22 protein-coding genes are annotated in these 24441 nt (G+C 41.0%); 16 read left to right on the forward strand and 6 right to left on the reverse strand.

The genetic code is table 11. The annotated features are described in order from the left end of the window. The first annotated feature begins 40 nt into the window (after window positions 1-40). The 10 genes from rfbB to ACR3I3_RS03510 all read left to right on the forward strand — a co-directional run bounded on the left by rfbB (window position 41) and on the right by ACR3I3_RS03510 (window position 10117). Window positions 41-997 (forward strand): dTDP-glucose 4,6-dehydratase, encoded by a 957-nt coding sequence (rfbB, locus tag ACR3I3_RS03465; RefSeq protein WP_440953181.1) that lies wholly within the window; start codon window positions 41-43, stop codon window positions 995-997. Next, a complete protein-coding gene (gene rfbD / locus ACR3I3_RS03470; RefSeq protein WP_440953182.1) occupies window positions 970-1779 on the forward strand; it encodes a dTDP-4-dehydrorhamnose reductase in 810 nt (269 codons plus the stop codon). Before rfbB ends, rfbD begins: the two co-directional genes overlap by 28 nt. After that, window positions 1776-2492, forward strand: coding sequence for a sugar phosphate nucleotidyltransferase (locus ACR3I3_RS03475; RefSeq protein ID WP_440953183.1), 717 nt, complete (start codon window positions 1776-1778; stop codon window positions 2490-2492). The genes rfbD and ACR3I3_RS03475 overlap by 4 nt, the downstream gene beginning before the upstream one ends. After that, window positions 2467-3591 (forward strand): DegT/DnrJ/EryC1/StrS family aminotransferase, encoded by a 1125-nt coding sequence (locus ACR3I3_RS03480; RefSeq protein WP_440953184.1) that lies wholly within the window; start codon window positions 2467-2469, stop codon window positions 3589-3591. The genes ACR3I3_RS03475 and ACR3I3_RS03480 overlap by 26 nt, the downstream gene beginning before the upstream one ends. Continuing rightward, window positions 3588-4652, forward strand: a complete 1065-nt coding sequence (locus ACR3I3_RS03485) for a hypothetical protein (RefSeq protein WP_440953185.1) — start codon at window positions 3588-3590, stop codon at window positions 4650-4652. The genes ACR3I3_RS03480 and ACR3I3_RS03485 overlap by 4 nt, the downstream gene beginning before the upstream one ends. A gap of 12 nt (window positions 4653-4664) precedes the next feature. Continuing rightward, entirely contained in the window at window positions 4665-5456 is a 792-nt protein-coding gene (locus tag ACR3I3_RS03490) for a class I SAM-dependent methyltransferase (protein WP_440953186.1), read from the forward strand. 1 nt (window position 5457) lies between these two features. Then, window positions 5458-6390: a hypothetical protein gene (locus tag ACR3I3_RS03495; RefSeq protein WP_440953187.1), complete on the forward strand. Its 933-nt coding sequence runs from the start codon at window positions 5458-5460 to the stop codon at window positions 6388-6390. A 102-nt stretch (window positions 6391-6492) separates the two neighbouring features. After that, window positions 6493-7950: a lipopolysaccharide biosynthesis protein gene (locus ACR3I3_RS03500; protein ID WP_440953188.1), complete on the forward strand. Its 1458-nt coding sequence runs from the start codon at window positions 6493-6495 to the stop codon at window positions 7948-7950. A gap of 1 nt (window position 7951) precedes the next feature. Continuing rightward, window positions 7952-8836, forward strand: coding sequence for a glycosyltransferase family 2 protein (locus tag ACR3I3_RS03505; RefSeq protein ID WP_440953189.1), 885 nt, complete (start codon window positions 7952-7954; stop codon window positions 8834-8836). A gap of 384 nt (window positions 8837-9220) precedes the next feature. After that, a complete protein-coding gene (locus ACR3I3_RS03510) occupies window positions 9221-10117 on the forward strand; it encodes a glycosyltransferase family 2 protein (RefSeq protein ID WP_440953190.1) in 897 nt (298 codons plus the stop codon). 13 nt (window positions 10118-10130) lie between these two features. Here the strand turns inward: ACR3I3_RS03510 and ACR3I3_RS03515 are convergent, their stop codons facing one another. Both ACR3I3_RS03515 and ACR3I3_RS03520 read right to left on the reverse strand, forming a co-directional pair. Then, complete coding sequence (locus ACR3I3_RS03515) at window positions 10131-11186, reverse strand: glycosyltransferase family 4 protein (protein ID WP_440953191.1); 1056 nt, start codon at window positions 11184-11186, stop codon at window positions 10131-10133. A 105-nt stretch (window positions 11187-11291) separates the two neighbouring features. Then, the gene (locus tag ACR3I3_RS03520) at window positions 11292-12359 is read right to left on the reverse strand and encodes a glycosyltransferase family 4 protein (RefSeq protein ID WP_440953192.1); all 1068 of its coding nucleotides are present in this window, start codon (window positions 12357-12359) and stop codon (window positions 11292-11294) included. 64 nt (window positions 12360-12423) lie between these two features. Here ACR3I3_RS03520 and ACR3I3_RS03525 point away from each other — a divergent pair, with 64 nt between their 5' ends. The 6 genes from ACR3I3_RS03525 to ACR3I3_RS03550 all read left to right on the forward strand — a co-directional run bounded on the left by ACR3I3_RS03525 (window position 12424) and on the right by ACR3I3_RS03550 (window position 19661). Further along, the gene (locus tag ACR3I3_RS03525; RefSeq protein ID WP_440953193.1) at window positions 12424-13578 is read left to right on the forward strand and encodes a glycosyltransferase; all 1155 of its coding nucleotides are present in this window, start codon (window positions 12424-12426) and stop codon (window positions 13576-13578) included. A gap of 155 nt (window positions 13579-13733) precedes the next feature. Next, complete coding sequence (locus ACR3I3_RS03530) at window positions 13734-16196, forward strand: oligosaccharyl transferase, archaeosortase A system-associated (RefSeq protein WP_440953194.1); 2463 nt, start codon at window positions 13734-13736, stop codon at window positions 16194-16196. A 135-nt stretch (window positions 16197-16331) separates the two neighbouring features. Next, on the forward strand, window positions 16332-17198 hold the full coding sequence (gene galU / locus ACR3I3_RS03535; RefSeq protein WP_440953195.1) for a UTP--glucose-1-phosphate uridylyltransferase GalU: 867 nt from the start codon (window positions 16332-16334) through the stop codon (window positions 17196-17198). An 82-nt stretch (window positions 17199-17280) separates the two neighbouring features. After that, window positions 17281-17775, forward strand: a complete 495-nt coding sequence (locus ACR3I3_RS03540; RefSeq protein ID WP_440953738.1) for a LeuD/DmdB family oxidoreductase small subunit — start codon at window positions 17281-17283, stop codon at window positions 17773-17775. Between the two features lie 8 nt (window positions 17776-17783). Further along, entirely contained in the window at window positions 17784-18644 is an 861-nt protein-coding gene (locus ACR3I3_RS03545; protein WP_440953196.1) for a DUF7714 family protein, read from the forward strand. Window positions 18645-18659: 15 nt separating this feature from the next. Then, complete coding sequence (locus tag ACR3I3_RS03550; RefSeq protein ID WP_440953739.1) at window positions 18660-19661, forward strand: isocitrate/isopropylmalate family dehydrogenase; 1002 nt, start codon at window positions 18660-18662, stop codon at window positions 19659-19661. A 217-nt stretch (window positions 19662-19878) separates the two neighbouring features. On the opposite strand, the gene flaJ is transcribed toward ACR3I3_RS03550, so the two are convergent. The 4 genes from flaJ to ACR3I3_RS03570 are packed head-to-tail and all read right to left on the reverse strand — an operon-like array spanning window position 19879 to window position 24429. After that, the gene (gene flaJ / locus ACR3I3_RS03555; protein WP_440953197.1) at window positions 19879-21534 is read right to left on the reverse strand and encodes an archaellar assembly protein FlaJ; all 1656 of its coding nucleotides are present in this window, start codon (window positions 21532-21534) and stop codon (window positions 19879-19881) included. A gap of 10 nt (window positions 21535-21544) precedes the next feature. Beyond that, entirely contained in the window at window positions 21545-23197 is a 1653-nt protein-coding gene (locus tag ACR3I3_RS03560; protein WP_440953198.1) for a type II/IV secretion system ATPase subunit, read from the reverse strand. 23 nt (window positions 23198-23220) lie between these two features. Continuing rightward, window positions 23221-23916, reverse strand: coding sequence for an ATPase domain-containing protein (locus ACR3I3_RS03565; protein WP_440953199.1), 696 nt, complete (start codon window positions 23914-23916; stop codon window positions 23221-23223). Window positions 23917-23925: 9 nt separating this feature from the next. Continuing rightward, entirely contained in the window at window positions 23926-24429 is a 504-nt protein-coding gene (locus ACR3I3_RS03570; RefSeq protein ID WP_440953200.1) for a flagellar protein G, read from the reverse strand. Between the last annotated feature and the right edge of the window lie 12 nt (window positions 24430-24441).

The following is a 24441-nucleotide window of genomic DNA, read 5'->3' on the forward strand; positions in this document are numbered from 1 at the left end:
TAAGGAACAGATCCATAAAATATGTCTTAAGGTGATACAAGTGAAATTATTGGTAACAGGTGGCTGTGGATTCATTGGCAGCAATTTCATTCATTATATGCTGGAAAAATATCCGGATTATGAAATCATAAACCTCGACAAACTGACATATGCAGGTAATCTGGAGAACCTTAAAGATGTTGTGGATAATCTAAATTACTCTTTTGTTAAAGGAGATATCTGTGATCCGGTCATTGTAAATGAAGTGATGAAAACGGTTGACTATGTTGTCCATTTTGCAGCTGAAAGCCATGTGGACCGTTCGATCGAAGATGGCTCAGTATTTGTATCTACGAATGTTCTTGGTACCAATAACCTTCTTCAGAGCGCGCTTGCAAATGATGTCCAGAGATTTATTCATATTTCAACCGATGAAGTGTATGGTAGCACTAAGGAAGGTTCCTTTGTCGAAGAGGACATGTTGAACCCCTCAAGTCCGTATTCTTCAAGTAAAGCCGGATCTGACTTGCTTGCTATGTCGTACTACATCACACATGACCTTCCTGTTACAATAACAAGGTGTACGAACAATTTCGGTCCGTACCAGTACCCCGAGAAACTAATACCTTTTTTCATCAGCAGGCTTATGGAAGGGAAAAAGGTCCCTGTTTACGGAACCGGATTAAATGTGAGGGACTGGATCTATGTGGAGGACCACTGTTCAGCTGTGGATTTTATTCTTCATAATGGAAATTCCGGGGAGATATACAATATTGGTGGCGGGAATGAGCTGACCAATCTTGAGATCACTCACAGGCTTCTGGAAGCTTTTGGATATGATGAATCCATGATCGAATATGTGGATGATCGAAAAGGGCATGATTTCAGGTATTCTCTTGACTGCAGTAAACTCCGGGAAATGGGGTGGAACCCAAAATATGATTTTGATACCGCCCTGGAGCATACAATTAGCTGGTATAAAGAGAACAGATGGTGGTGGGAAGCATTAAAACAGTGATCATTGGAGCCGGGGGTATGCTCGGCACAGATCTCTGTAAGGTGTTTCCGAATGCTGTACAATTGACACGCAAGGAACTTGATATTACAAAGCGAGATGAAGTCATACAAAAGATCGAGAAGATAGGTCCCGATGTTGTGATAAACGCTGCTGCATATACTGATGTTGATGGCTGTGAGGACAATGAAGACCTTGCCTTTGCTGTCAATGGATATGGGCCAGGCTATATTGCAGAAGCATGCTCTAACATAGGGGCCAAAATGGTCCATTTCAGTACAGATTATGTGTTTGACGGCTCTAAGGGTGAGTATTCGGAAGAAGACGAACCTGATCCCATCAATGTGTATGGGAAGTCAAAGTTCATGGGTGAAAGAAAGATAATCGAAAATCTGAATGATTACCTAATCATCAGGATATCCTGGCTGTTTGGTCCCAATGGCAATAACTTCGTTGAAAATATGTTGAGATTATCGGAAGAGATGGATACAGTAAAAGTTGTTAATGACCAGTTCGGAAAACCAACATATACAGTGGACCTAGCCCGTAAAACAAAAGAAATTATTGGTATCGGGCCCGGAATATACCATATAACCAATGAAGGAGTATGTTCCTGGTATGAGTTTGCATCCGAGATCATAGACAATGTTGTCCCATGCACAAGTGGTGAATTTCCAAGAAGAGCAAAACGTCCTGAATATTCAGTCCTTAAAAACACAAAAACCAGTCCGATGAGGCACTGGAAAGAAGCATTAAATGATTACCTGAAGGAGAGGAAAACATGAAAGGAGTAATACTTGCAGGAGGTACGGGAAGCAGGCTCTACCCTCTTACAAAAGTGACGAACAAACACCTTTTGCCAGTCTACGATAAGCCAATGATCTATTACCCGCTGCAGACTTTGGTCGATGCAGGAATTGAGGACATTATGATCGTTTCAGGTAGAGGTCATGCAGGCCACTTCCTCGAGCTTTTGGGATCAGGCTCAGATTTTGGAGTCCACCTTACATATGAGATACAGGAAGAAGCCGGTGGAATCGCACAGGCCCTTGGCCTTGTCGAGGATTTTGCCGATGACGATGATGTGACCGTAATACTCGGAGACAACATATTCCAGGACAGCATAAAAGAAGACATTGAAAACTTCAAAGGGGGGGCAAGAATCTTCCTGAAAGAGGTGCATGATGCCAACAGGTTTGGTGTGGCAGAACTTGATGGTGATCAGGTGGTAGGCATCGAGGAAAAACCTGAAGTTCCAAAGAGCAATTATGCAGTTACTGGAATGTACATCTATGACAACAATGTCTTTGAAGTTATCAAAACTCTTGAACCATCAGGTAGGGGAGAACTTGAGATTACGGATGTTAATAATTACTACATCAACAACGGTGCTATGAAGTATAAGTTGCTTGATGGATTCTGGAGTGATGCGGGGACTTTTGAGAGCTTGCTGAGGGCGAGTGTTATTGTTAGTGGACACAGAAAAAGTAAAAACTAAAAATGGTCTAAAAGGGGGTTCTGAAATTATCAACGTGACTAAAACATACTTGCCTGATCGCAATAAACTCAACAATTATATAGACAAAATATATAGCACTGCGTGGGTTACTAACAACGGGCAATTTGTTCAGGAACTGACCTCCAGGCTTGAAGAGTATTTAGGTGTTCAAAACCTACTTTTAGTATCCAATGGAACTTCTGCTTTGCAGGTTGCATATAAAACTCTTGGAATTACCGGGCAAGTAATAACCACACCTTTTAGTTTCGTAGCCACGACCAGTTCTCTTGTATGGGAAGGAATTGATCCTGTTTTTGTAGACATAGATCCTGAAACATTTTGTATCGATCCATCAAAAATCGAGAATGCAATCTTACCAGAAACTACAGCAATAGTTCCAGTGCATGTATTTGGGAATGCTTGTGAGGTAGAAGAGATTGAATCTATTGCAAAAAGACACAATTTGAAAACCATCTATGATGGTGCACATGCTTTTGGAGTCAAATATAAAGGTGAAAGTCTGCTGTCTTATGGTGATGCAACAACGCTTAGTTTCCATGCTACCAAGCTTTTTCATACTATAGAAGGTGGAGCAATCATCTTCAAAAATAAAGAGGATTATGAAAAAGCCAAGTTGATGATTAATTTTGGTATTAGTGGGCCCGATGCAGTTATAGAATTGGGAATAAATGCTAAAATGAATGAGTTCCAGGCTGCAATGGGTCTTTGTATTCTTGATGAAATTGATACAATATTAGAACAAAGATCTGAAATCTGCAAACATTATGAAAATAGTCTTAAAGATTATGTGCAATTACAAAAACGTAATTTGGAATGTACTAACAATTACAGTTATTTCCCTGTGTTATTCGAAAGCGAGGAAAAGCTTCTGAAGGTCAGAGCAGCTATGAATTCTGCTGGAATAAATCCAAGGCGCTATTTTTCCCCCTCCTTAGATACTCTTGTATATCTACAGCCCAAAGAACCTCAAAGAATATCAAGAGATATTGCAAATAGGGTTCTGTGTCTGCCTTTATATCCTGAATTGTCAGTTAATCATCAAAATGAAGTTATCTTAACAATGAGAGATTTATCATGAATAAAGCAGCCTTATTATTTTCAGGCTATAACCAGCGTGCAGTAATAGCGCTTTGCAGATATTTTAGTAAAATTGGGACAACTATATTGATTGTTTCTTCTGGCAAGGATGATCCAATATACTTTTCAGAATATAAAAAAAATGTAGTTTTTGAACGCTTGGATTCTAGTCTCAGTACTCAGATCTTTGAAGAAGTTGCATCATATTATGAAGGTCCCATCGTGTACTGTCCAACATCAGAATACTTAAATCATTTTGTTTTTGAAAATCGCGATAAACTTCTAAAATTAAATATCGAGCTTGGAATGCCTCCTGAGGAAATTTATGCCAAAGTTACAAACAAAAGAAGTAGTCAGGATGTAGTTAAAACTGTATGTAATTTGATGTTGCCTAAAGAAATGCCGATTTCAGTTGCAGATATACCATGTGTTATAAAACCTCGTAAAAACATTGTTGATGGTAATGTTTTGTATCCCATATTATGTCAAAATAAATTCCATCTCGACGACATATTATCTGATGTCGATTCCAAACATTACTTTGCTCAAGAGTTTATTGATGGGCAAAGCTATTATTTGTGTGGCAGTCTCTCAAGAGATGGCAACTATTGTTGCTATTGGCAAGAAAATCTCCTTCAGCAAAAAAATGGTAAATCAATAGTATTAGCACGCACTTGTGATAATCCAGGACTAGATGAAAGTCTATTTTTTGATGCACTTCATTCTTCTGGTTACTACGGAATTATGATGGCTGAGTTCATAAAACGTGACAATAGGCTATATTTTATTGAAATTAACCCGCGTTTTTGGGGACCGTTCCAGTTAGCAGTTGAACATTGTAACAAAATAATGGATTCATATTTGCAAGAATGGTTTGGGCTTAACACTCATGGTTCTTGCAATCGAGATATAACTAATTATTATGCTTGGTATTACGGTGCTCAACAAAATGATAGAAGAATATATCCAAATATAATGAATATAGACAACGTTGAATTTTATTTGGAAAAGTATGATGTGTATAACCACGATGATACTGCAGATTTGCACAAAAGATACTAAAGGAGTTTTCCAATGATTAATGAGTTTTCAAAAGAGCTTTTAGAACTTTATAAAGCAAAAAGCAAACATTCTTCTTATCAGCAACTACCAGCATCACTTTTATCACGAATGGGTCATCCAAACCTTGAAGTTACAAGAAGGTATGAGGAAGAAAGATTCGGATTCATATTAAAGTCTCTTTCGCTAACAAATTGTTCGGTTTTAGATATTGGTGGAAATACCGGATACTTTACTTTTTCTGCGATTGAAAATGGAGCAAAATGTGTTGATTACTATGAAGGTAATGAAAATCATGCTGATTTTGTAGCTCTTGCAGCAGCATCATTGGGAGTTACAGACCAGATAAAAGTTAAAAAACAGTATTTTGATTTTAAAAATAATATTGTAGATCAAAAGCAATACGATGTCTGTTTTTGCTTAAACGTATTACATCACCTTGGAGATGATTTTGGTGATAGTAATATTGGTTTATCCAATGCCAAGAAAGAAATGATTGAAAGCCTTAACAACATGGCTTATTATGTCAATCACATGTGTTTTCAAATAGGATTCAACTGGAAGGGAGATATAAGTAAACCTATTTTTGATAATGGTACAAAAAAAGAAATGATTCAGTTTATTAGTGACGGCATTCGTGATGAATGGGATATAGTAGATATTGCTATCCCAGAAAATGTCCAAGGAAAAATAGAATATTGTAAAATGAATTCTAACAACATTGAAAGAAACGATAAACTGGGTGAGTTTTTAAATAGGCCAATGTTTCTTCTGAAATCAAAAGTCATAACTGAAGAGGCAAAATAATATGAGATGGGTTAAAAAAGGATTGATTTACAGCTGTGAAGGGAAAAATGGTTTTGATAATTCTCATTGCCATAAACCCACTCCATTAATTGTTGACGATGAAACATTACGTATATACTTCGGAGTGAGGGATGAGCATAATAAGACTAGAACTACTTTTATTGATGTCGATATTAATAATCTATCAAAAATAAAATATATGCACGATGAACCTGTTCTGGATTTAGGAAAAATTGGGGCATTTGATGACAGCGGAGCAAATGTATCTTCTGTGATTAGAAATGGAAATGAAATTTATATGTACTATATAGGTTGGAACCCAAGTACGACTGTACATACCCGCAATTCAATAGGTGTAGCGATTAGTAAAGATAATGGTTTTACTTTTGAGAGGTTATATGATGGGCCTATTTTAGACAGAAATAAAGAAGAACCATATTATACAGGTGCTGTTGACGTAATAAAAGAAGGGGATTTATGGAAAATGTGGTACACTTCGGGTACTGAATGGAAAATAATAAATGGAAAACCTGAAATTTGGTATCACATTAAGTATGCTTATTCTTATAATGGTATAGATTGGCACAGAGATAACATATGTTGTATTCCACCTAAGGATGAATTTGAAGCTACGGCAAGACCGTGTGTAATTAAAGATGGTGACGCTTACAAAATGTTCTATAGTAGACGTGACATTAGAAATTTCAGATCTGACAAGATGCACAATTACAGGGCAGGTTATGCTGAATCAAGTGACGGAATCAATTGGGTACGATTGGACGAGAAAGTAGGTATCGATGTCTCGAAAGAAGGCTGGGATTCTGATGCAATTGCATATCCTTATGTTTTGAGGATTGGGAACAGAAACGTTATGCTATATAATGGAAATGGTTTCGGTAAAAGTGGATTTGGTTATGCAGAACATTGTGAATAAGGAAAAAATAAATTTCCATACGATAATAGAATATACTCTCGCAAAACATTGTTCTTTCTAAAAAGAATAATTGTTTGAATAGTCTAAAGCATTTGAGAAACCATGAATTCTGCTAATACCCTCCGCCATAAAACGATTGTCGGAACCATCTGGACTTTTCTTGAGCAAATCTTTCGGGTTGGGATTCAGACTATCACTACTATAATATTAGCTTGGTTTCTGCTTCCGGAAGACTTTGGTCTTATGGCCATGATTGCGGTCTTCTTTGCCATTGGTAACTCATTGATGGATTCGGGTTTTAGCCAAGCCCTCATTCGTAAAAAAGAGATTGATGAAATTGACTATTCCACAGCATTCTATTCTAATTTAGTGTTGGGTCTTTTGGCTTACTTGCTTCTTTTCGCCTCTGCACCACTCATTGCTAATTTTTATGATGACTCCAGATTGTTGGTTTTAGTTCGTGTAGTGGGTTTGGTAGTGATTATTAACTCTTTCCAATTGGTTCAGGTAGCAGATCTTACTCGGAAGTTGAACTTTAAAATTCAGTTAAAAGTTACTATGCCTTCAGTGATTTTTTCTGCTGTTGTAGCAATATCAATGGCTGCAATGGGATTTGGGGTCTGGAGTCTGGTAGCTCAAATGCTGATATCAGCTTTTGCTGCTACAGCACTTTACTGGATTGTTAATAAATGGAGGCCAAGTAAAGATTTCAGTGTAGAATCACTTAATGAAATGTTTGGGTTTGGTTCAAAACTTTTTGTATCGGGGCTAATTGATACAGTTTTTCAGAATATTTATGTCATCGTTATTGGAAAACTCTTTTTACCAACACTGGTAGGATATTATTTCTTTGCCCAGAGAATTCAGCAGCTCGTTGTAGCACAATTGACAGAGGCAGTACAAAGGGTTACATACCCAGCATTATCAACAATGCAGGATGATACTAAAGCTCTTAAGGACTTTTATCAAAAAATCATTCAGGTTGTTACGTATATTGTTTTCCCCTGCATGATAGCTCTTGTAGTGCTGGCTGAACCTTTATTTAGTTTCATGTTAAAAGAAGACTGGTTACCTGCAGTACCTTATTTACAGCTTTTGTGCATAGCTGGCTTATTATATCCCCTACACGCGATCAATTTGAACATTCTTAAGGTCAAAGGCAGATCTGATCTTTTCTTGTACCTAGAAGTTGTTAAAAAACTAATGGTTGTACTAATCCTATTAGTAAGTGTACAATTTGGTATTTTTGGGATTCTAGTGGGACAAATAGTTGGTTCAGTATTGGCTTATATTCCCAACAGCTATTATTCAGTAGAAATGATTGATTATTCTATACCAGAACAGCTAAAAGACTTCATCCCTACACTTGTGATATCTATTACAATGGGTGGGGTTATGTATTTTATTGGCTTGCTGTTACCACTTGGAGACTTTGCTTATCTTTTGGTGATTGGATTGTTGGGAACTTTATTCTATGTGTTAACGAATCATTTATTGAAAATGCCGGCACAGTTGTTAATGTTACAGCTAATAAAAGAACAGTATCTAAAAAAGAGTTAAGATGATGTCTGAAAATCAAGAGCCTTTAGTTAGTATATGTTGTATAACTTACAACCATGAGAAATACATAAGAGAAGCTATTGAAAGTTTTCTGATGCAAGAAACTGACTTCCCTTTTGAGATTCTCATCCATGACGATGCATCAACCGATAACACCGCCAGCATTGTACGCGAGTATTCAGAAAAGTATCCAAATATCATAAAACCAATTTTTCAGAAGAAAAATCAGTATTCTCAAGGAGTTAAAATTAACCTTACATTTAACTATCCAAGGGCTAAAGGGAAGTATATTGCTATCTGTGAAGGGGATGATTATTGGACAGACCCAAAGAAATTGCAGATACAGGTAGCATTTTTAGAAGAAAACCCGGATTATGTTATTACATATACAGCTGTTGAAGCATTTGACGAAAATGGAATCATAGATACGTATGTTGGTGGAGCTTTGAAAGATTTGAGTGAAGAACAGCTCAAGCGTGCTCCTGCGATTAACACGTTGACAACTTGCTTTAGAAATTTAATAAAAGAATCACCACCTGAATTTCGAATTGCAAAATTAGGTGATTTGACTATTTGGTCATTACTTAGTGCTTATGGTAAAGGGAAATTTATCAGCGAAATTAAACCTAGTGCTTACAGAGTGCATGAAGGGGGAATTTTCTCAAAAAAATCTTCAGCAGAAAAAATGTATATGAATTTGACAACACAGATATCTTTAATGCTATATTATATGAGAGTTGGTGATAAAAAAACTGCTAATTACTTCATGGAGAATGTGATTAGATCTCTTTATTCTAATATCGGTGTCCTACAATCAACAAGGTTGTTTTTAGGTTATCTGCTCCGTAGAATTTTAAAAAGATTATTGTTCTGGAGATCAAACTGAAATTATGATATCAGTTGTTTGTGGAAGAGCCTATTTGTGTCTAATCGGCATATTTTTACTTCATATATTTTTAGAATTGAATAGCAATTTTAATTTGGCTGAGGATTTCTACAGTGCTATATTTTTATATTATTATAAGACAATTTATTGCTAGATTCCTTAAGCACCTCATATCTATATATAAGGAATATGCAAAAAAATCTCGAAAAAAGGCAATATATCTAATTAGATGTGTAGATATCACTAAGCAGAAATTAAAAGGATTATCTATTATAATTAAGGAATTGTTAAGATTTCATTATAATCGTTATTCTTTTGGCATTGCAGTTTTAGAGAAGACAATATCTATAATATGGTCACGTATAAATATTTCAAGTGTCAAGAATGCATCCAAAAGTCAGTATTATTATCCTCAACTGGAACGGAAAAGAAGATACGGTTGAGTGTCTTGAATCCTTAAAGCATATAACCTACCCCTATTATGAGATATTGCTGGCGGATAATGGATCAACTGATGGGTCTGTTGAATATTTTAAAGGAACATATCCAGAAGTTGAGATTATTGAGAATGGAGAGAATTTGGGTTTTGCTGAAGGAAATAATGTAGCTATAAGGTATGCATTAGAAAAAGGCACTGATTATATACTTTTATTGAATAATGATACTGTAGTTGACCCTGGGTTTTTGGAAGAATTAGTTAAAGTTTCAGAATCAGATTCTAAAATTGCAATTGTAGGGCCAAAAGTCTACATGTATGATGAACCTAATAAAATAACATATATAGGCGGCTCAATTAATTTGCACAGTGGTAATATGAAGTATCCATATTTAAATCAATTAGATGTTGGCCAATTCAATAAAGAGATTGAACTTGATTATATTTCAGGTTGTAGCTTATTAATCAAAAAAACAGCAATTGATAATGTTGGAATTTTAGATCCAAACTTCTTTTTATATCAAGAAGATGTTGATTTATGCTTGAGGGCTAAAAAGAAAGGATATAAAGTTATATGTGTCCCCAATTCTAAAATTTGGCATAAAGTATCAGCATCTGTTAAGACATCATGCATTTCATATTATTATGGAATGCGAAATCTATTTTTATTAGTAAAAAAGAATAGTACGTTTGAAGAGAAAATCTTTTTCTACCCTTATTTCTTTTTTAAAATGATTGGATCTATTTTCAAATCTTTACTTAAAAGAAAAAAGTCTTCTAAAACACTTTTTTATATTATCTATGATATAATCAAGGGAAATTATGGTTATCAAAAAAGATGCTAATCCCTGATTCTCCTTAATTTAGTTCTTCATAGACTGATAATGTGACGTCAGCCGCATTTTTCCAGTTGAAAATATTTGATCTTTCCAGGCCCTTTTTGGCAAGATCTTCTTTCAATCCATCATTTGTCAAAACTTCATACATCATATCTGCCATTTGATCAATGTCAAGAGGATCGATCATAATTCCAGCATCACCTACTACTTCAGGTAATGAGGACCTATTTGATGTTATGACGGGTGTACCACAAGCCATAGCTTCCAATGGTGGCAGGCCAAATCCTTCATATAATGATGGGAATACAAACAAATCTGCAGCATTGTAGTATTTTACTAATTCTTTTTCAGAAATATATCCACAAAAGATTATATCATTCCGTAAATTTAGTGAATCTATCAGTTCTAAAAGTTCTTTTCTTGCACCGGGATGCTGAGGTTTACCAATTTTAAGCAATTTCACATTTGGAAATCGTTTTTTCAATTTACTGAAAGCCTTTATCAAAGTCGGAACATTCTTTCTTGGCTGTTCTGATCCAACATATAGTACAACCTTCTCATTTTCATCGATATCTAATTCAGATAAGATGCTTTTATCTCTTTTTTTGTAGTAATTAGTATGGTCTACTGCGGGTGATGCAATTCGAATTTTGTTTTCTGGATAGTTCAAATACTTTATAATATCATTTTTTGAAAATTCAGAAATAGTAATTATTCGATCTGCTTTCTTTAACCCTTCAACATTATATTTCCAATTTGGCAGATGAGTTTTATCGTATACTACAGGTATTAAGTCATGGCAGGTAACAACGGTCTTATTTAGTTTCACAAATTTCAAAAGGTATCCTAAGTCTTGACTTGTAATGTGCTTTACATTGTCTTTTTTCACTTCTTTTTTGACGATATATGGATAAGCGAAATAACGGATGAAAATATTAGCTATTTTATTAATATTCGGATATTCAATTCTATTCAATGTCACATTTTCTAAATTGCTAAGTATACCTCTTTGATATTTGGACATTCCATATATCTCATCAGTCTTTAGACCATCTATGTAATCAATTTCCATCATTTATCGCCTTATAGATCAAAGGATTTCATTATCATTTATAATTGGTTAACTCAACTAAAACAATTTAAGTTTAATTAAATAGTAATATGGTAATCTCAAATAATATCATTTTTCATACAATGTAATTATTTTATATGTTACAACTTCCCAATTCATCAATTCATCTTGGTTTTCCAAAATCTCAAATTTATTGTTTTTCAGGACGCATATTGACTCTACCAATTTGTCTGCAATATCAGAACCTTCAATCCCTATACACGTAACCCCATCAACAAACTCATCCAGCGCACTCCCCCTCGCCACAATACAAGGCGTCCCTGAAGCCAGTGCTTCTGCCACAGTTATCCCGTATGCTTCATGCTTTGACAGCATCAAAAAAACATCCGCTGAAGCATAGCATTGTAGAAGTTCCTCCCTTGAGATTCCTTTTAACCATTCGATGCGGTCAGAAACACCGATTTGATCGGCAAGCTTGTGAAGTTCTTCTTCATAGGGACCTTTTCCAACTATCCGGATCCTGAATTCAGGAAGTTCTGGCAAGGCCTGAATAATATACTGCACACCCTTGTATTCTTCCAGACGGCCTACATAGAGGAGTGTTTTTCCCCCCCTTTCATCTCTTTGTGATTTCAGGTTCTCAAATTCTGCAAGATTTATTCCGTTTGGGATCTTTTCTATCTTTCCACTGACATTAAAATCCTCAGTTACAAGTCCTTTTTCAAATTCGGAGACACAGATTATTGTATCAGCTCTGGAAAAGATAATCTTGCCAAGTAACCTATATGGTTTGTGCAATAAGTTCCTGAAAAAGGTGTGGCCGCTGCGGTGGTAATGTGGGGTGAACACAAACTTGTTGCCGGGTCTGGCCAGTGCTGCAAAAAAGGCAGGGAATGCGTGATAGCTATGTGCGTGGACTACATCATATTTTTGTTTTTTTAGATAGGAGTAGATCTGCGGGGCAAGGAAATAGGCATTTCCCGGTGCAAATGATCTGAACCTGATGACTTTTACGCCATTTATTATCTCTTCTTCTGGCAGTTTGCCAGTGGGATCGGTTGTAATTACATCGACAGCATGTCCCTTTTGGACCAGCCTTTCACTGATCTCTTTTACATGAGTTTCCACTCCTCCGATGTCGGGATCATAACGGGGACATATCTGTGCTATCTTCAATGTTTTACCTCTTTAGCATATTCATGCATTAGTTTAATATAAAGATGCTGCACTTTTAGGTTAGATGCAATCTGGGAAGAAGATATGTATTGTGGGGCCTTCAAAACGTTTTATCAGTGGTATCAGCTATTATACGATCAGATTGGCAAATTCGATGTCAGAACGTTATGATGTCTCTGTAATCTGCTTCAGGCAACTGCTGCCCACATTCCTGTTTCCGGGTAAGGGACACGTTGGCAAGGATATATCCGCTCTGGATTTTAAATCCGATGTTGAGGTCTTTGACGGGATGGACTACAATAACCCGTTTACCTGGTTCAAAGCATATCGTTTTTTTAAAAGACATGATCCGGATGTTGTGATATTGCAGTGGTGGACATCTTCAGTGGCCCACATGCACCTTTTGTTGAAACTGTTTTCCAGTCTGGACAGGGATACAAAGGTGGTTATTGAGTTCCACGAAGTTGTGGATCCCTTTGAAGAAGCTATTCTTCCGATCCGATTATACTCGAAATTTATGGGGAAGAGTCTTCGTAAGGACCTGGATGCATATATTACCCATTCAAAGTCAGATCAGCAACTGGTTGCTGAAAGGTATGACATCGATATGGAAAAGATTCATGTGATTCCTCACGGGCTCTATGACCAGTACGGGGAACCTTTGGAAAGTAGGGCTGCAAAAGCAAGTCTTTCTATAGATGAAGAATTTGTCATCCTATCATTTGGTCTGATCAGAAAATACAAAGGTATACCATATCTTATAGAGGCCTTTGAAGGATTGCCACAGGAAATTGCTCAAAAAAGCAGGTTGCTTATTGTGGGTGAGGTATGGGAGAATCGTAAAGAACTCCTTGAACAGATAGAGCGATCTCCTTATTCGGATAAGATAACCCTGGTCGATGAATACGTCCCTGATGACATGATTCCAACCTACTTCAGTGCAGCAGATGTACTTGTTCTGCCATACCTGCGGGCATCTCAGAGCGGTATCGCTCATATAGGAATGTCTTTTGGGAAACCTGTGGTCGTTTCAGAGGTAGGGGGCCTTAAGGAATCCATGGCTGATTACAAAGGTACTTTTTTTGTGAGGCCGGAGAGTGTTGATGATATCAGGGAACAGATCCTCAGACAATTCGGCAATACTGAAAAGTACGAACCGCCTGTCAGGACCTGGGACAAGATCGTGGAAGTTTATGAAGATGCGATCCTGGGCAATTAAAAGTTGATATGTATTTTCGATGTTTGACACTCATCCTGAATTGTTTTACTACAATCTGTTTAAGCAATTTTACATAATACTTATATCTTAACATAACTAAACTGCAAGCCTAAATGAAAATAATGAATGCATGATTATCATATCAGGTGTAACATATGGCCGATGAGACGAATAAGAAACTGAGGAACAGTCTGCTCTACTTTGCAGGAATATTTCTTGCATTTTTAATAGCACTGTATATACGAACCATACCCGATGCAAGCGTATTTATATCTGCTGATTTTGTACGCTTTGGAGGAAATGACCCCTGGTATCATCTCAGGAATGTGGAGAACATTCTCCATAATTTCCCGCAAATGCTTTGGTTTGACGCATATACAAATTATCCCTATGGTACAGAGCAGATATTTGCACCTTTATTTGATATGACGCTTGCAACGATCATCTGGATACTTGGTTTCGGATCACCCAGTCAGGACCTGATCAATACTGTATGTGTATACTACCCCGCATTTCTGGGAGCACTTTTAGTAATTCCTACCTATTTCACTGCCAAATGGGTCTTTGATGACCGCAAGATCGGCCTGCTGGCAGCAATTCTTATCGCCATAGCTCCCGGCCAGTTCCTTTCCAGGTCGATGATGGGGTTCAATGATCACCATATCTCGGAAACCCTGTTGAGTACCATCACGGCGATGTTCCTGATTATGGCATTAAAAACTTCCCGGAAAAATGTGTTCAGTTTCGAGGACATAAAAAACAGGGATCTGACATCATTCAAAAGAACCCTGCCGTATTTTGTTCTTACTGGACTTGGGTTGAGCGCATACATGACCGCATGGACCGGCGGTGTGTTCTTTGCATTCATTATAGGTGTCTACATTGCTATCCAGCATATCCTTGATCACATGAATAATAGGTCAACTGATCATCTTGCAGTTGCTGGTATTGTGGTCTTCGCTATTGCTCTCGTGGCAGTTTTAATTACGCCTCAACTTGGTGGTTACGGAAAATCACTTCCTATCAAAGGATTACTTGCTGGAATTTTTGCGTTCCCCATACTTACCGGTCTCTCTCTCACATTTAAAAAACGGGATCTGAACAAGTATTACTATCCCGGATCGATCCTATTGCTGTCTATTATGGGAATTTTGATGGCAAAATTACTCTTGCCTTCTGTTTATTCTCTGATAATCCGGGTATCCAGTTTCTTCCTGACCTCCGGTGGTGCACTTACTATAGCAGAAGCATCCCCTCTCCTCTCCTCAGGCGGCCAGTTCTCCCTCGCTCCCTTCTGGGGCAACTTCACAACCCTGGGCTACATCTCGCTCATAGCAATAATATACCTCGGTTACGAGGCATTCAAGAAGAACAACACCCCTGAAAGGACCTTCCTATTGGTCTGGACCTTCATGATCATCTGGGCAATGCTCCAGCAGAACCGTTTCGCGTACTACTATTCAGTGAATGCTGCAATACTCTCTGCTTTCGTCGGCATCAAGATCCTTGAGCTTGCAGGATGGACGGACCTTCTCGAGGACATCAAATTAAAGGACAAGTTCGACATTAAAAACATCAAGATCTGGCATATCCTCTCAGTTCTGGTAATCCTGCTTGTATTCATGTATCCATCCTATAGCGCTTCAATGCAGCAGTCCCAGTACACAGGCGGACCCAATGGCTACTGGATCGAGGCAACTACCTGGCTGAACTCTAATACCCCTGACCCGGGACTGGATTACTATGAGAGCTATGAAGTACCGGCAGAAGGTGAGAGCTACCAGTACCCTGATACTGCATACGGTGTGATGTCCTGGTGGGACTACGGTCACTGGATAGAGGTGATCGGGCATCGCATACCTAATGCCAATCCGTTCCAGCAGGGAGTCGGAGGACGCAGGAACAGCATTGAGGAAGAGAATAAACCAGGTGCAGCTACATTCTTCACAGCACAGTCCGAAGAGGAAGCCACTGCAGTTCTTGAAGCAGTACACCCTGATCCTGAAAAGGCAGGTGCACGTTACATAGTCTCCGATGTAGAGATGGCAACCGGAAAGTTCTATGCCATGGCCGCATGGACACTTGATACAGCTGACTACTACATACCTGTTCAGACCGATCAGGGAATGCAGACCGTTCCGGGTCCAAGGTATTACAATTCCATGGAATCAAGGCTCCATATATTTGATGCAAGGGGACTGAAGCAGTACCGTATGGTGCACGAATCCCCTGTTGGGAATTCTGCTGAGACCGGGTACAAGAATGTGTACAATGCTCTCTTCCAGGGCAATCTAGCTCTGGAAAATACCGGGTATGTGAAGATCTTCGAGTATGTTGAGGGTGCACAGATCGTTGGTGAGGCTCCCGAAGGTGAGGATGTTACCATTTCAGTGACCGTACTGACCAACATTGGCAGGACCTTCGTATATTCCCAGTCAACAGTTTCAGATGGAACATACTCCTTCACAGTACCATACTCCACACTTGGTCCTATCGAGGGTGAGACACAGTTCGATACTATGCCTGTGGGACCCTACAAGATCATTTACGGTAATGTTGTGGAAGAAGTGGATGTCAGTGAAAGGGACGTACTGGATGGAAATGTGATAGAGGTCTGATGCACATTTTTTGTGCATTTCCTCATCGATGTATTTTCCAATACTCTGGTGGGGTTTCCCTCTTATTGCTTAAAGGCGAAATTATGTGTAAGGATCGATAAGATCAATGTTATGATCGTTATAAGGGATGTTTAAATGGAGATCAAAAAAGCTGTAATTCCTGCTGCAGGTCTTGGGACCCGGTTCCTGCCGGTGACCAAGTCCATGCCTAAAGAAATGCTTCCTATAATCGATAAGCCGGTCATTCACTATGTTGTGGAGGAGGCTATTGCTTCGGGTATCGATGACATTATTTTTGTAACTGGTAGGAGCAAGCGTTCCATTGAGGACTATTTCGATGACTCTCCTGAGCTGGAGATGCACCTTAAGGAACATCATAAGGACAGGCTTCTGAAGATGGTGGAGGACATCTCCTCCATGGTGGACATCCATTACATCAGGCAGAAGGAACCCCGGGGTCTCGGGGATGCCATCATGACCGCTGAAAAACACATCAGTGGGGATCCGTTTGCGGTCCTTCTCGGTGATGATATCATTGTCAATCACACTCCCTGTATACGTCAGCTCATTGAGGTCTTCCAGAAATACCGGTGCTCCACCATTGCAGTTGAGGAGGTCCCGCAGGATAAGGTCAGCAGCTATGGTATCATAAAGGGAAGGCCTGTGGAAGAGTCGCTGTGCATCCTTGAGGATATCGTGGAAAAGCCTTCCATTGAGGATGCTCCATCGAACATCGGTGCCATAGGCAGGTACGTTTTCACGCCGGAGATATTCGATTGCATCAGGGATGCCGGAGAGGGTGTTGGCGGTGAGATACAGCTTACGGATGGCATTCGTATGCTGAACAATATGCAGAAGGTCTATGCCTACAAGTTCGCAGGTAAACGTTATGACACCGGTGACAAGCTGGGGTATGTCCAGGCAGTAATTGATTTTGCACTTTGCAGTGAGGATTTCGGTCCTGGTATAAGGGAATACCTGAAGACGATTCCAGGCCTGTGATAGTGTCTTTATCCCTATCACTCATTTTTTATTTTCCGCTACTTACAAATATTATCGAGTAAAAGCTACATCACAGGTGACAATATTGGAAAGTAAGATCAAAGGAAAAGCATGGATTTTTGGCGATGATATTGACACGGATGTTATCATTCCCGGAAAATATCTCAGGACCACCGATATGCAGGTATTTGCCGATCATGCAATGGAAGGGATTGATCCCGATTTCTCTAAAAAGGTCGAGAAGGGAGATATTGTGGTCGGGGGTAACAACTTCGGTTGTGGTTCCTCAAGGGAGCAGGCCGCTCTTGCCCTGAAGTATGCAGGTGTTGCCTGTGTTGTTGCGAAATCGTTCGGTCGCATCTTTTTCCGTAATGCCATCAATGTGGGACTTCCTTTAATGGAATCCGATATCGATTGCAACGAAGGTGACATTGTTGAGGTAGACCTCCTTGAAGGAAATGTGAAGGTCAACGGGAAAGATTTCAAGGGCAACAAACTTCCGGATTTCCTGCTTGAGATCCTCACGGACGGCGGTCTTGTGGAACACCGCAAGAAATTACAAGAACAGAACAAATAAAGTATACCATGATATTTCCAGATGAGTACAAGTATGTCGGCTTGACCGATATCCATCCGGATGATGCAGAGGAGAACATCGTCTATTTCCTTTCCGAATACATGATCGTTGAGGATCATATTGGAAAAAATGATGTCGAATATTCCATCTATCATGTTACAAAGAAGGGCGATGGTATTCTTCGCGAGGTGGAAAAGCTTGATCTTGTTGCATCAAAGGAACAGGTCATAAAGTACGACCGGAAACTGAACATAAAGGACCGTGCACTTCTTATCGAGACAGCAGTCTCCCTCTGCAAGGACGGTGTCAACACTGTCATCTTCACAGGTGTGGATAATCACGTGACGTTCGTGCACGAACCTTCATTGTCCGAAATAATCGGGATTGAGATCGTTGATGTAGTGCCCCCGGAACCCTCATGGCTGTCCCATGTGGTGAGAAGGCTTGAGGCGAGCGGCATCTTCGGCGATTTCGGAGTTCGTTTTACTGAGAACGTTATCGATCTCTCACAGTTCGAAGGACCAAATACGGTCTTCCCCTGTTCGTGTTCCGGTCTCAAGGGTAAGTTCCTGGATTGCGATACGATAACAGAGGACGGCACTTTGCTTGTGGGATGTGAGATCTCGAAAAAGCTTTTTGAGACACGTTTTCCGGATGTTGAGTATTCACTGGTGAACATATGTCCTTTCAAGTCCGATATCTTCGAACCTACAAAGCCTTTTATTACCAGGTGCTGCCGCTCCGAGAAGTCTGGCCGTGTCACCATCAATGGTATAGAAGGTGTCGTGGTCCACTGGGGAGCATCCGAGTTCTTCGTTGCGGAAGCTATCAGAGACCTGGCACTGGATCTTGCGGAAAAGAGGAAGTGAGTTATGTCTGAAAAAATGAGAGTTGCAGTTGTCGAAGGCGACGGTATCGGCAGGGAGGTCATCCCTGCAGCTGTTGAGGTCCTTGATGTATTTGGTCTTCCAATCGAGAAGGTCCCGCTTGAGCTTGGATATGGCAAGTGGGAGAAATGCGGGGTTGCCATCGATGACAATGACCTTGACGTGCTGAAAAGCTGTGATTGCGTTCTTTTCGGAGCGATCACCACACCACCTGATCCAAATTACAAGAGCGTGCTCCTTACCATACGCAAGGAGCTTGACATGTATGCGAACATACGTCCCATCAAACCGCTTCCGGGTGTCACAGGCGTGACAGGAAGAAGCGATTTCGATTTCGTGATAGTGAGGGAGAACACCGAGGGCATGTATTCATCCATTGAGGAATTCCATGAGGATGTGTCATATACCAAGAGAGTGGTCTCGAGGAAAGGTTCCGAACGTATTGCCAGGACTGCCTGCAGGCTGGCCAAAGAGCGCCGGAACTATCTTACTATCGTTCACAAATCCAATGTACTGAAATCCGACAACATGTTCCTGAACACCTGTCATGAGGTTGCAGAGTCTGAGAATGTTGAATACAGGGACATGCTGGTCGATGCCATGGCATATAGCCTCATGAAATATCCTGAAAGGTATGACGTTGTGGTAACCACCAATCTCTTTGGTGACATCCTGAGCGACATGTCAGCAGCACTTGTTGGTAGCCTTGGTCTTGCTCCAAGTGCGAACATCGGTGAAAAGTATGCATTCTTCGAGCCTGTACATGGAAGTGGTCCTGATATCGCAGGCAAGGGCATTGCGAACCCGATTGCAGCTATCCTTAGCATGAAGATGATGCTGGAATGGATGGGTTACCAGAAGGAAGCAGATATTGTGGAAGAGGCTGTGGGCAGGTGCATACTCGAAAATATCACTACTCCTGACCTTGGCGGGAACGCCAGTACAATCGAGGTAGGCAGGGCGATCGCGGATCAGGTACGCAGCATCCTGAATGGGTGATGTATCTTTTTCCCTTACTTTTTCTTATTCTGAGCAGGCTATCCATTTTTTGGTTTGCCGGTTGATGGCTATTTCTTTAACTGCCCTAGCCACGGATCTTTGATTAACTGATGTTTTTCTTTTTTGAAAGTATGAACCTTCGGTTCCATCTATAGTAAGCTAAAATTTAGAGCGTTTTTCTTACATTTGTTCATTGCAGATGTTGAACTTTCCCGGATCATGTGGTTCCAAGAAGTGAGGCCACCCCAGAAGTTGTTACCACTGCGCTGATCCCTGAGATCCATGTCATTATGACAAAATCCTTCATGGAACAGAGCAAGTGTCCACCGTCAACGAACCTTATCAGAAGGGCTGACATTAAGGAGTGTGCCAGCATGATGAACAACACCATGGCTGATAGGAGTTCCATGTTCCCTATATTCGTATTCAGGATCATGCCCATGCCCATTCCTTCAGGCATTGCAAGGGTGGAGAACATGTCCTGCATCAGGTCAACAACACCGAGGGAGATGTAAAGAGTGAATCCTATACCTGCCGTAAGTCCATATAATACTCCCACCAGGCTGGAAGCCGACTGGTATCTCTTCTTCCTCAGGTTAACGATCCGGTGGAAGTTCGTGGCTATTATGTCGCCTATGACCTCAGGTTTTCCTCCGAGATTGGTGGCTTCAACGAACATGGCACTGAATCGATGTATGAGATTACTTCCCGTGTTAGCCGAAAAGAATTCCCATGACTTGGTTTTGTCCACACGGGTGTTTATTCGCTTGAAAAGTGAGTTCACATCCTTTGTGAGCGGCCCGAAGTCATGTATTCTCAATGACTTGAGCGCTTCGTCGATAAGTCCCCCTCTTGCACCTGCGGAACTTCCAAGGGAGCGTATGAATGAGGGGTAGTTCTCGTCTTTTCGTTTGATATCCTTTTCGATGTTCTTTGCAACATGGCCAACGTAGAGCAGTGGTGTCATCACTGCTGCAACAGCGATCGGAAGTTCAAGTTTTCCGTATATCATGATGGCTATTGCAACGATAAGACAACCTGCAATTGAGATAGGGATTGACTGGTACAATTTTGTCTTGGCCTTTGTGGTTATTTTCGTCTGCTGCCAGATGGGATCCTTTGGGACCTTTGACTTCGTGAAAGTGATCATCACCAGGTCCGTTACCACGAAAACCACAACTACTACGGCCATCAGTATGACCGCATCCATTCCGGTGATCACAGGCATTATGACCGCAAAGGATGCAAGGAAGATCAGTGCCATTATCAGGGAGACGAAGAGCTCCTTGATCACCTCTATCATATAGAGGGCACCATTGTACATCGCTTCGTATTCGTTCATCACGACGTTCTGTTCAGCTGCAAGGAATTCCTTGATGTCCTCTCCGGACTCGAGTCCGTGTGCGAACCTGTCCAGGAAGTCCTCGTAAAGGACAGAGGGTGTCCTCTTTGATGCGAAACGGCAAGCATCGGAGAGGCTCATGTTCCAGACCGTGACAAGGTTGTATATCTTTTCACTTTCCCTTGCCAGGAACTTGTAGCTCTCATTTTTGGAAACGATTTTTATTATATCCAGCCTTGGTGTCTCTGCTGTGGATATCGCCCCCATCTGTGTGATGTAGTAGTGCATATTGTTATCGATCTGTGCGGCCTTGCTCCCGAGTGCGGTGAAGGGGTAGTAGAATGCAAAGCCTATACATATTACCGGGATCAGTGCAGGTATGATCTGCGTGCTTCCGGTGAAGAGGCCCGGCAATAATGTGTAGATAAGGATCGAGAAGATGAATCCGAAGGCTACCACTGGCAAAGCTACCTTTTTGGCGTAGGCTTTTGGTTCCATTTCCAGGGCATTGAATGCCTTTCGAAAGTTCATTTATCTCTCCTCATACTATGAAAGGCAGTCCTTCAACACCATACTTGTAGAAATTGGTGATTATCTCAAGGACATCGTAGTAGTCTTTGATGCCTCTTTCTTTCATTTCTTCCAGTATCCTTGCCCTGAGCATAAGGTCACTGTATATCTGCCTCTTGTCCTCATATCCAAGCTTGGTGGCGATTTTGTTCTCAAGAATGAAACTGTTGTTAAGGCCCCTGAAATTATGGGTATCTGTATCCGGGTCCCACTGGAAGACAGCTCTTGTGACAACACCGCCTGCATCTTCGTAGTACCCTTCGATCTCTTCGATAGCAAGACAACGCCTGAGGAACTTTCCTTTCCTGTATACTGCCTGCAATATCATTGCGACATTGAGGTTATCGATGAAAGTGACCGGCACGTTGATCGGGTCACCGGTAAGACGCTGTATCATCTTAGTGACGGCAGATGCGTGGAAAGTTGCCATGACAGGATGGCCTGTCTGCATACCCTGGAAAGCCACAGCTCCCTCTGCACCACGTATTTCACCAACGATGATGTAGTTCGGCCTTGATCTCAATGCTGCTTTCAGGAGTGCGAAGGTATCGACCCTTGAGTCAGGCGGTCCGTCCTCACGGGTGATCAGCTGCTGCCATACCGGTTGCGGTGGCTGAACCTCGGCAGTATCCTCTGCTGTGAATATCTTTGATTTAGGGTTGACAAAAGCAAGACATGCGTTCAGCATGGTGGTCTTACCACTGGCGGTCTCACCGCTGAAGAATACGCTCATCCCGTTCTCAAGGCACATCCACATGTAGGCTGCCATTTCACAACTGATGGCTCCCCACGTGATGAGCTCGATGATACTTACGGGCACCTCACTGAACTTACGCATTGTGAAACTGCTTCCACGCTTGCTTACGTCAAGGCTGTAGATGATGTTGATACGTGATCCGTCAGGAAGGGCACCGTCAGCTATCGGCCTGGCATCGCTAACAGGCCTGCCGATCCTCTCGCTCATGCTCCTGAGCCAGTGATCAAGGCCTTCCTCATTTCCGAATGTGAGGTCTGTCTTCATCATACCAAGTATCTTATGAACGATGAATACTCCGGCTACGCCGATACTGTGAATATCCTCAAGGTACGGGTCCCTGATAATTGGTTCAATTGGCCCCGAACCGATAATGTTCCTCTCTATGTGATACTGCAGGTTATTGAATTCATGCTGGGTAAGAGGTACCTTCTTCTGTTTTGGAATAAGCTTCTCGATTATACTGATCTTTTCATTTTTGGAAATTGTCCCGCCAGCTCCCATCTCCACTGCTTCGTTCAGGAGCTTTGCGATCAGTTCCTTCAGCTTTTCATCATTCTTAGGAACAGGTTCGTTTGCAGATCTTTCAAGAATGATGTCCATGATAGCATCATATTTTTCCTTCTCCAGATCATTAAGTGGAGGTTCTATTGTGTAGTATCCGCTCTCGCCCATTTCAGGGGTTCCGTAGAGGTGGATAAAGACAGGATCTCCCACCGGGAGTATCAGGTTTATGTATTCATTGTCCTGTATGTCCTTTGAGAGACTTGTCACAAACTCAGGGTTATTGCCTGTTCTTTTCACAAAGTCCTGAATGTATGCTCCCAGATGAGGGTTTCTTTGTAATGCCTTTTGATACTCAGCTTCCACTTGATATTCCTCAACTTATCTTTTTACGATACGGATGCTATCTCCACGACCAGTCCGACTTTCGGTTCGATCCTGAATCCTATCATCTGTCCCACAGGGCCTTTTGCACCTGTGAACTTGTTCACGACAACCGTACGCTTCAATTCAGCGGCCATTGCTTTTGACCTGAGTGTCATGTAGATGTCACATGAAGAGCGGAACATAGATGCCAGTTCCTCCCCCATCTCGGCAGGATCGATGGTAAGGATTATTACTTTCCCCATTCCGTTAAGTTTCTTGAAGAACGATATCAGTTCTAGGCTCTTCTCAGTATTTGCGCTGTACTTTATAAGGGCAGATATGGTGTCTATCACTATTACATCCTTCTCGAACAGTTCCTTTGCACCCATCAGCCTCTCAATAAAATCGATCCTAGATTTTGCAGACTGTACAAGGGGAATTACCGGTATATAGAGCAGTTTTCCGCTTAGCAGGTGTGGTGCGATCGGATAATCCAGGGAATACATCTGGTTGATGAAGCCCTTTGTTGTGAGTTGTGTGGAGATGAAAGTAACACTTATCTCCTCTTCAATGAGGCCATAGCTTATACGCTGGGATATTGTGCTTTTGCCTCCTCCGCTGCCTCCTTCTATTAATACGAGGGAGCCGGTGGGGAAACCTCCTCCAAGCTTTCCGTTGAACTCATCCCTGGGAATCTCAAAAGAACGGATAGATGCCATGTCTCCTCTTCATATCCTGAAATCCATTGAGTCGGATTTACCGTTTTCTGCAGCTATCAGTATCCTGTGATCCCCGGCGGCCATTTCATTTGTGACCGTCATCCTGATCTCAAGAGTAGTTCCTGGTCGCCAGAGCATATCCTGTTCCGGCAGGATCATTTCCAGGTTTCCATGATCTATCAGAAGGCCATCTATGAACATATCCAGATATTCAGTGTCCAGATCGGTCCTTCCGGTGTTCTTGGCATAGAATGTGTATTCTTTTGAAACATTGTCGTATGGTATCGCCTCAGGATCACTTATGATGGTTATATCTGTCTTTATCTGCTCGGAAAGTACCCTGCTGCTTGATGCAGTGGCACCTGTGAGTGACTGGACGTTAGAGGACATTACCACTATGACCGTCATGGCTATGATTATGGCAGCTATGAAAAATATCATGTGGGTAATTGCAGTCTCAGCTTCTCCATTTTTGAGAATGCCGGATCTTTCTGACCTTTTTAAGAATGCCATCTGTACACCTTT

Origin of the sequence: Methanococcoides mangrovi (genome assembly GCF_052057775.1) — an archaeon.
Lineage (GTDB): Archaea > Halobacteriota > Methanosarcinia > Methanosarcinales > Methanosarcinaceae > Methanococcoides.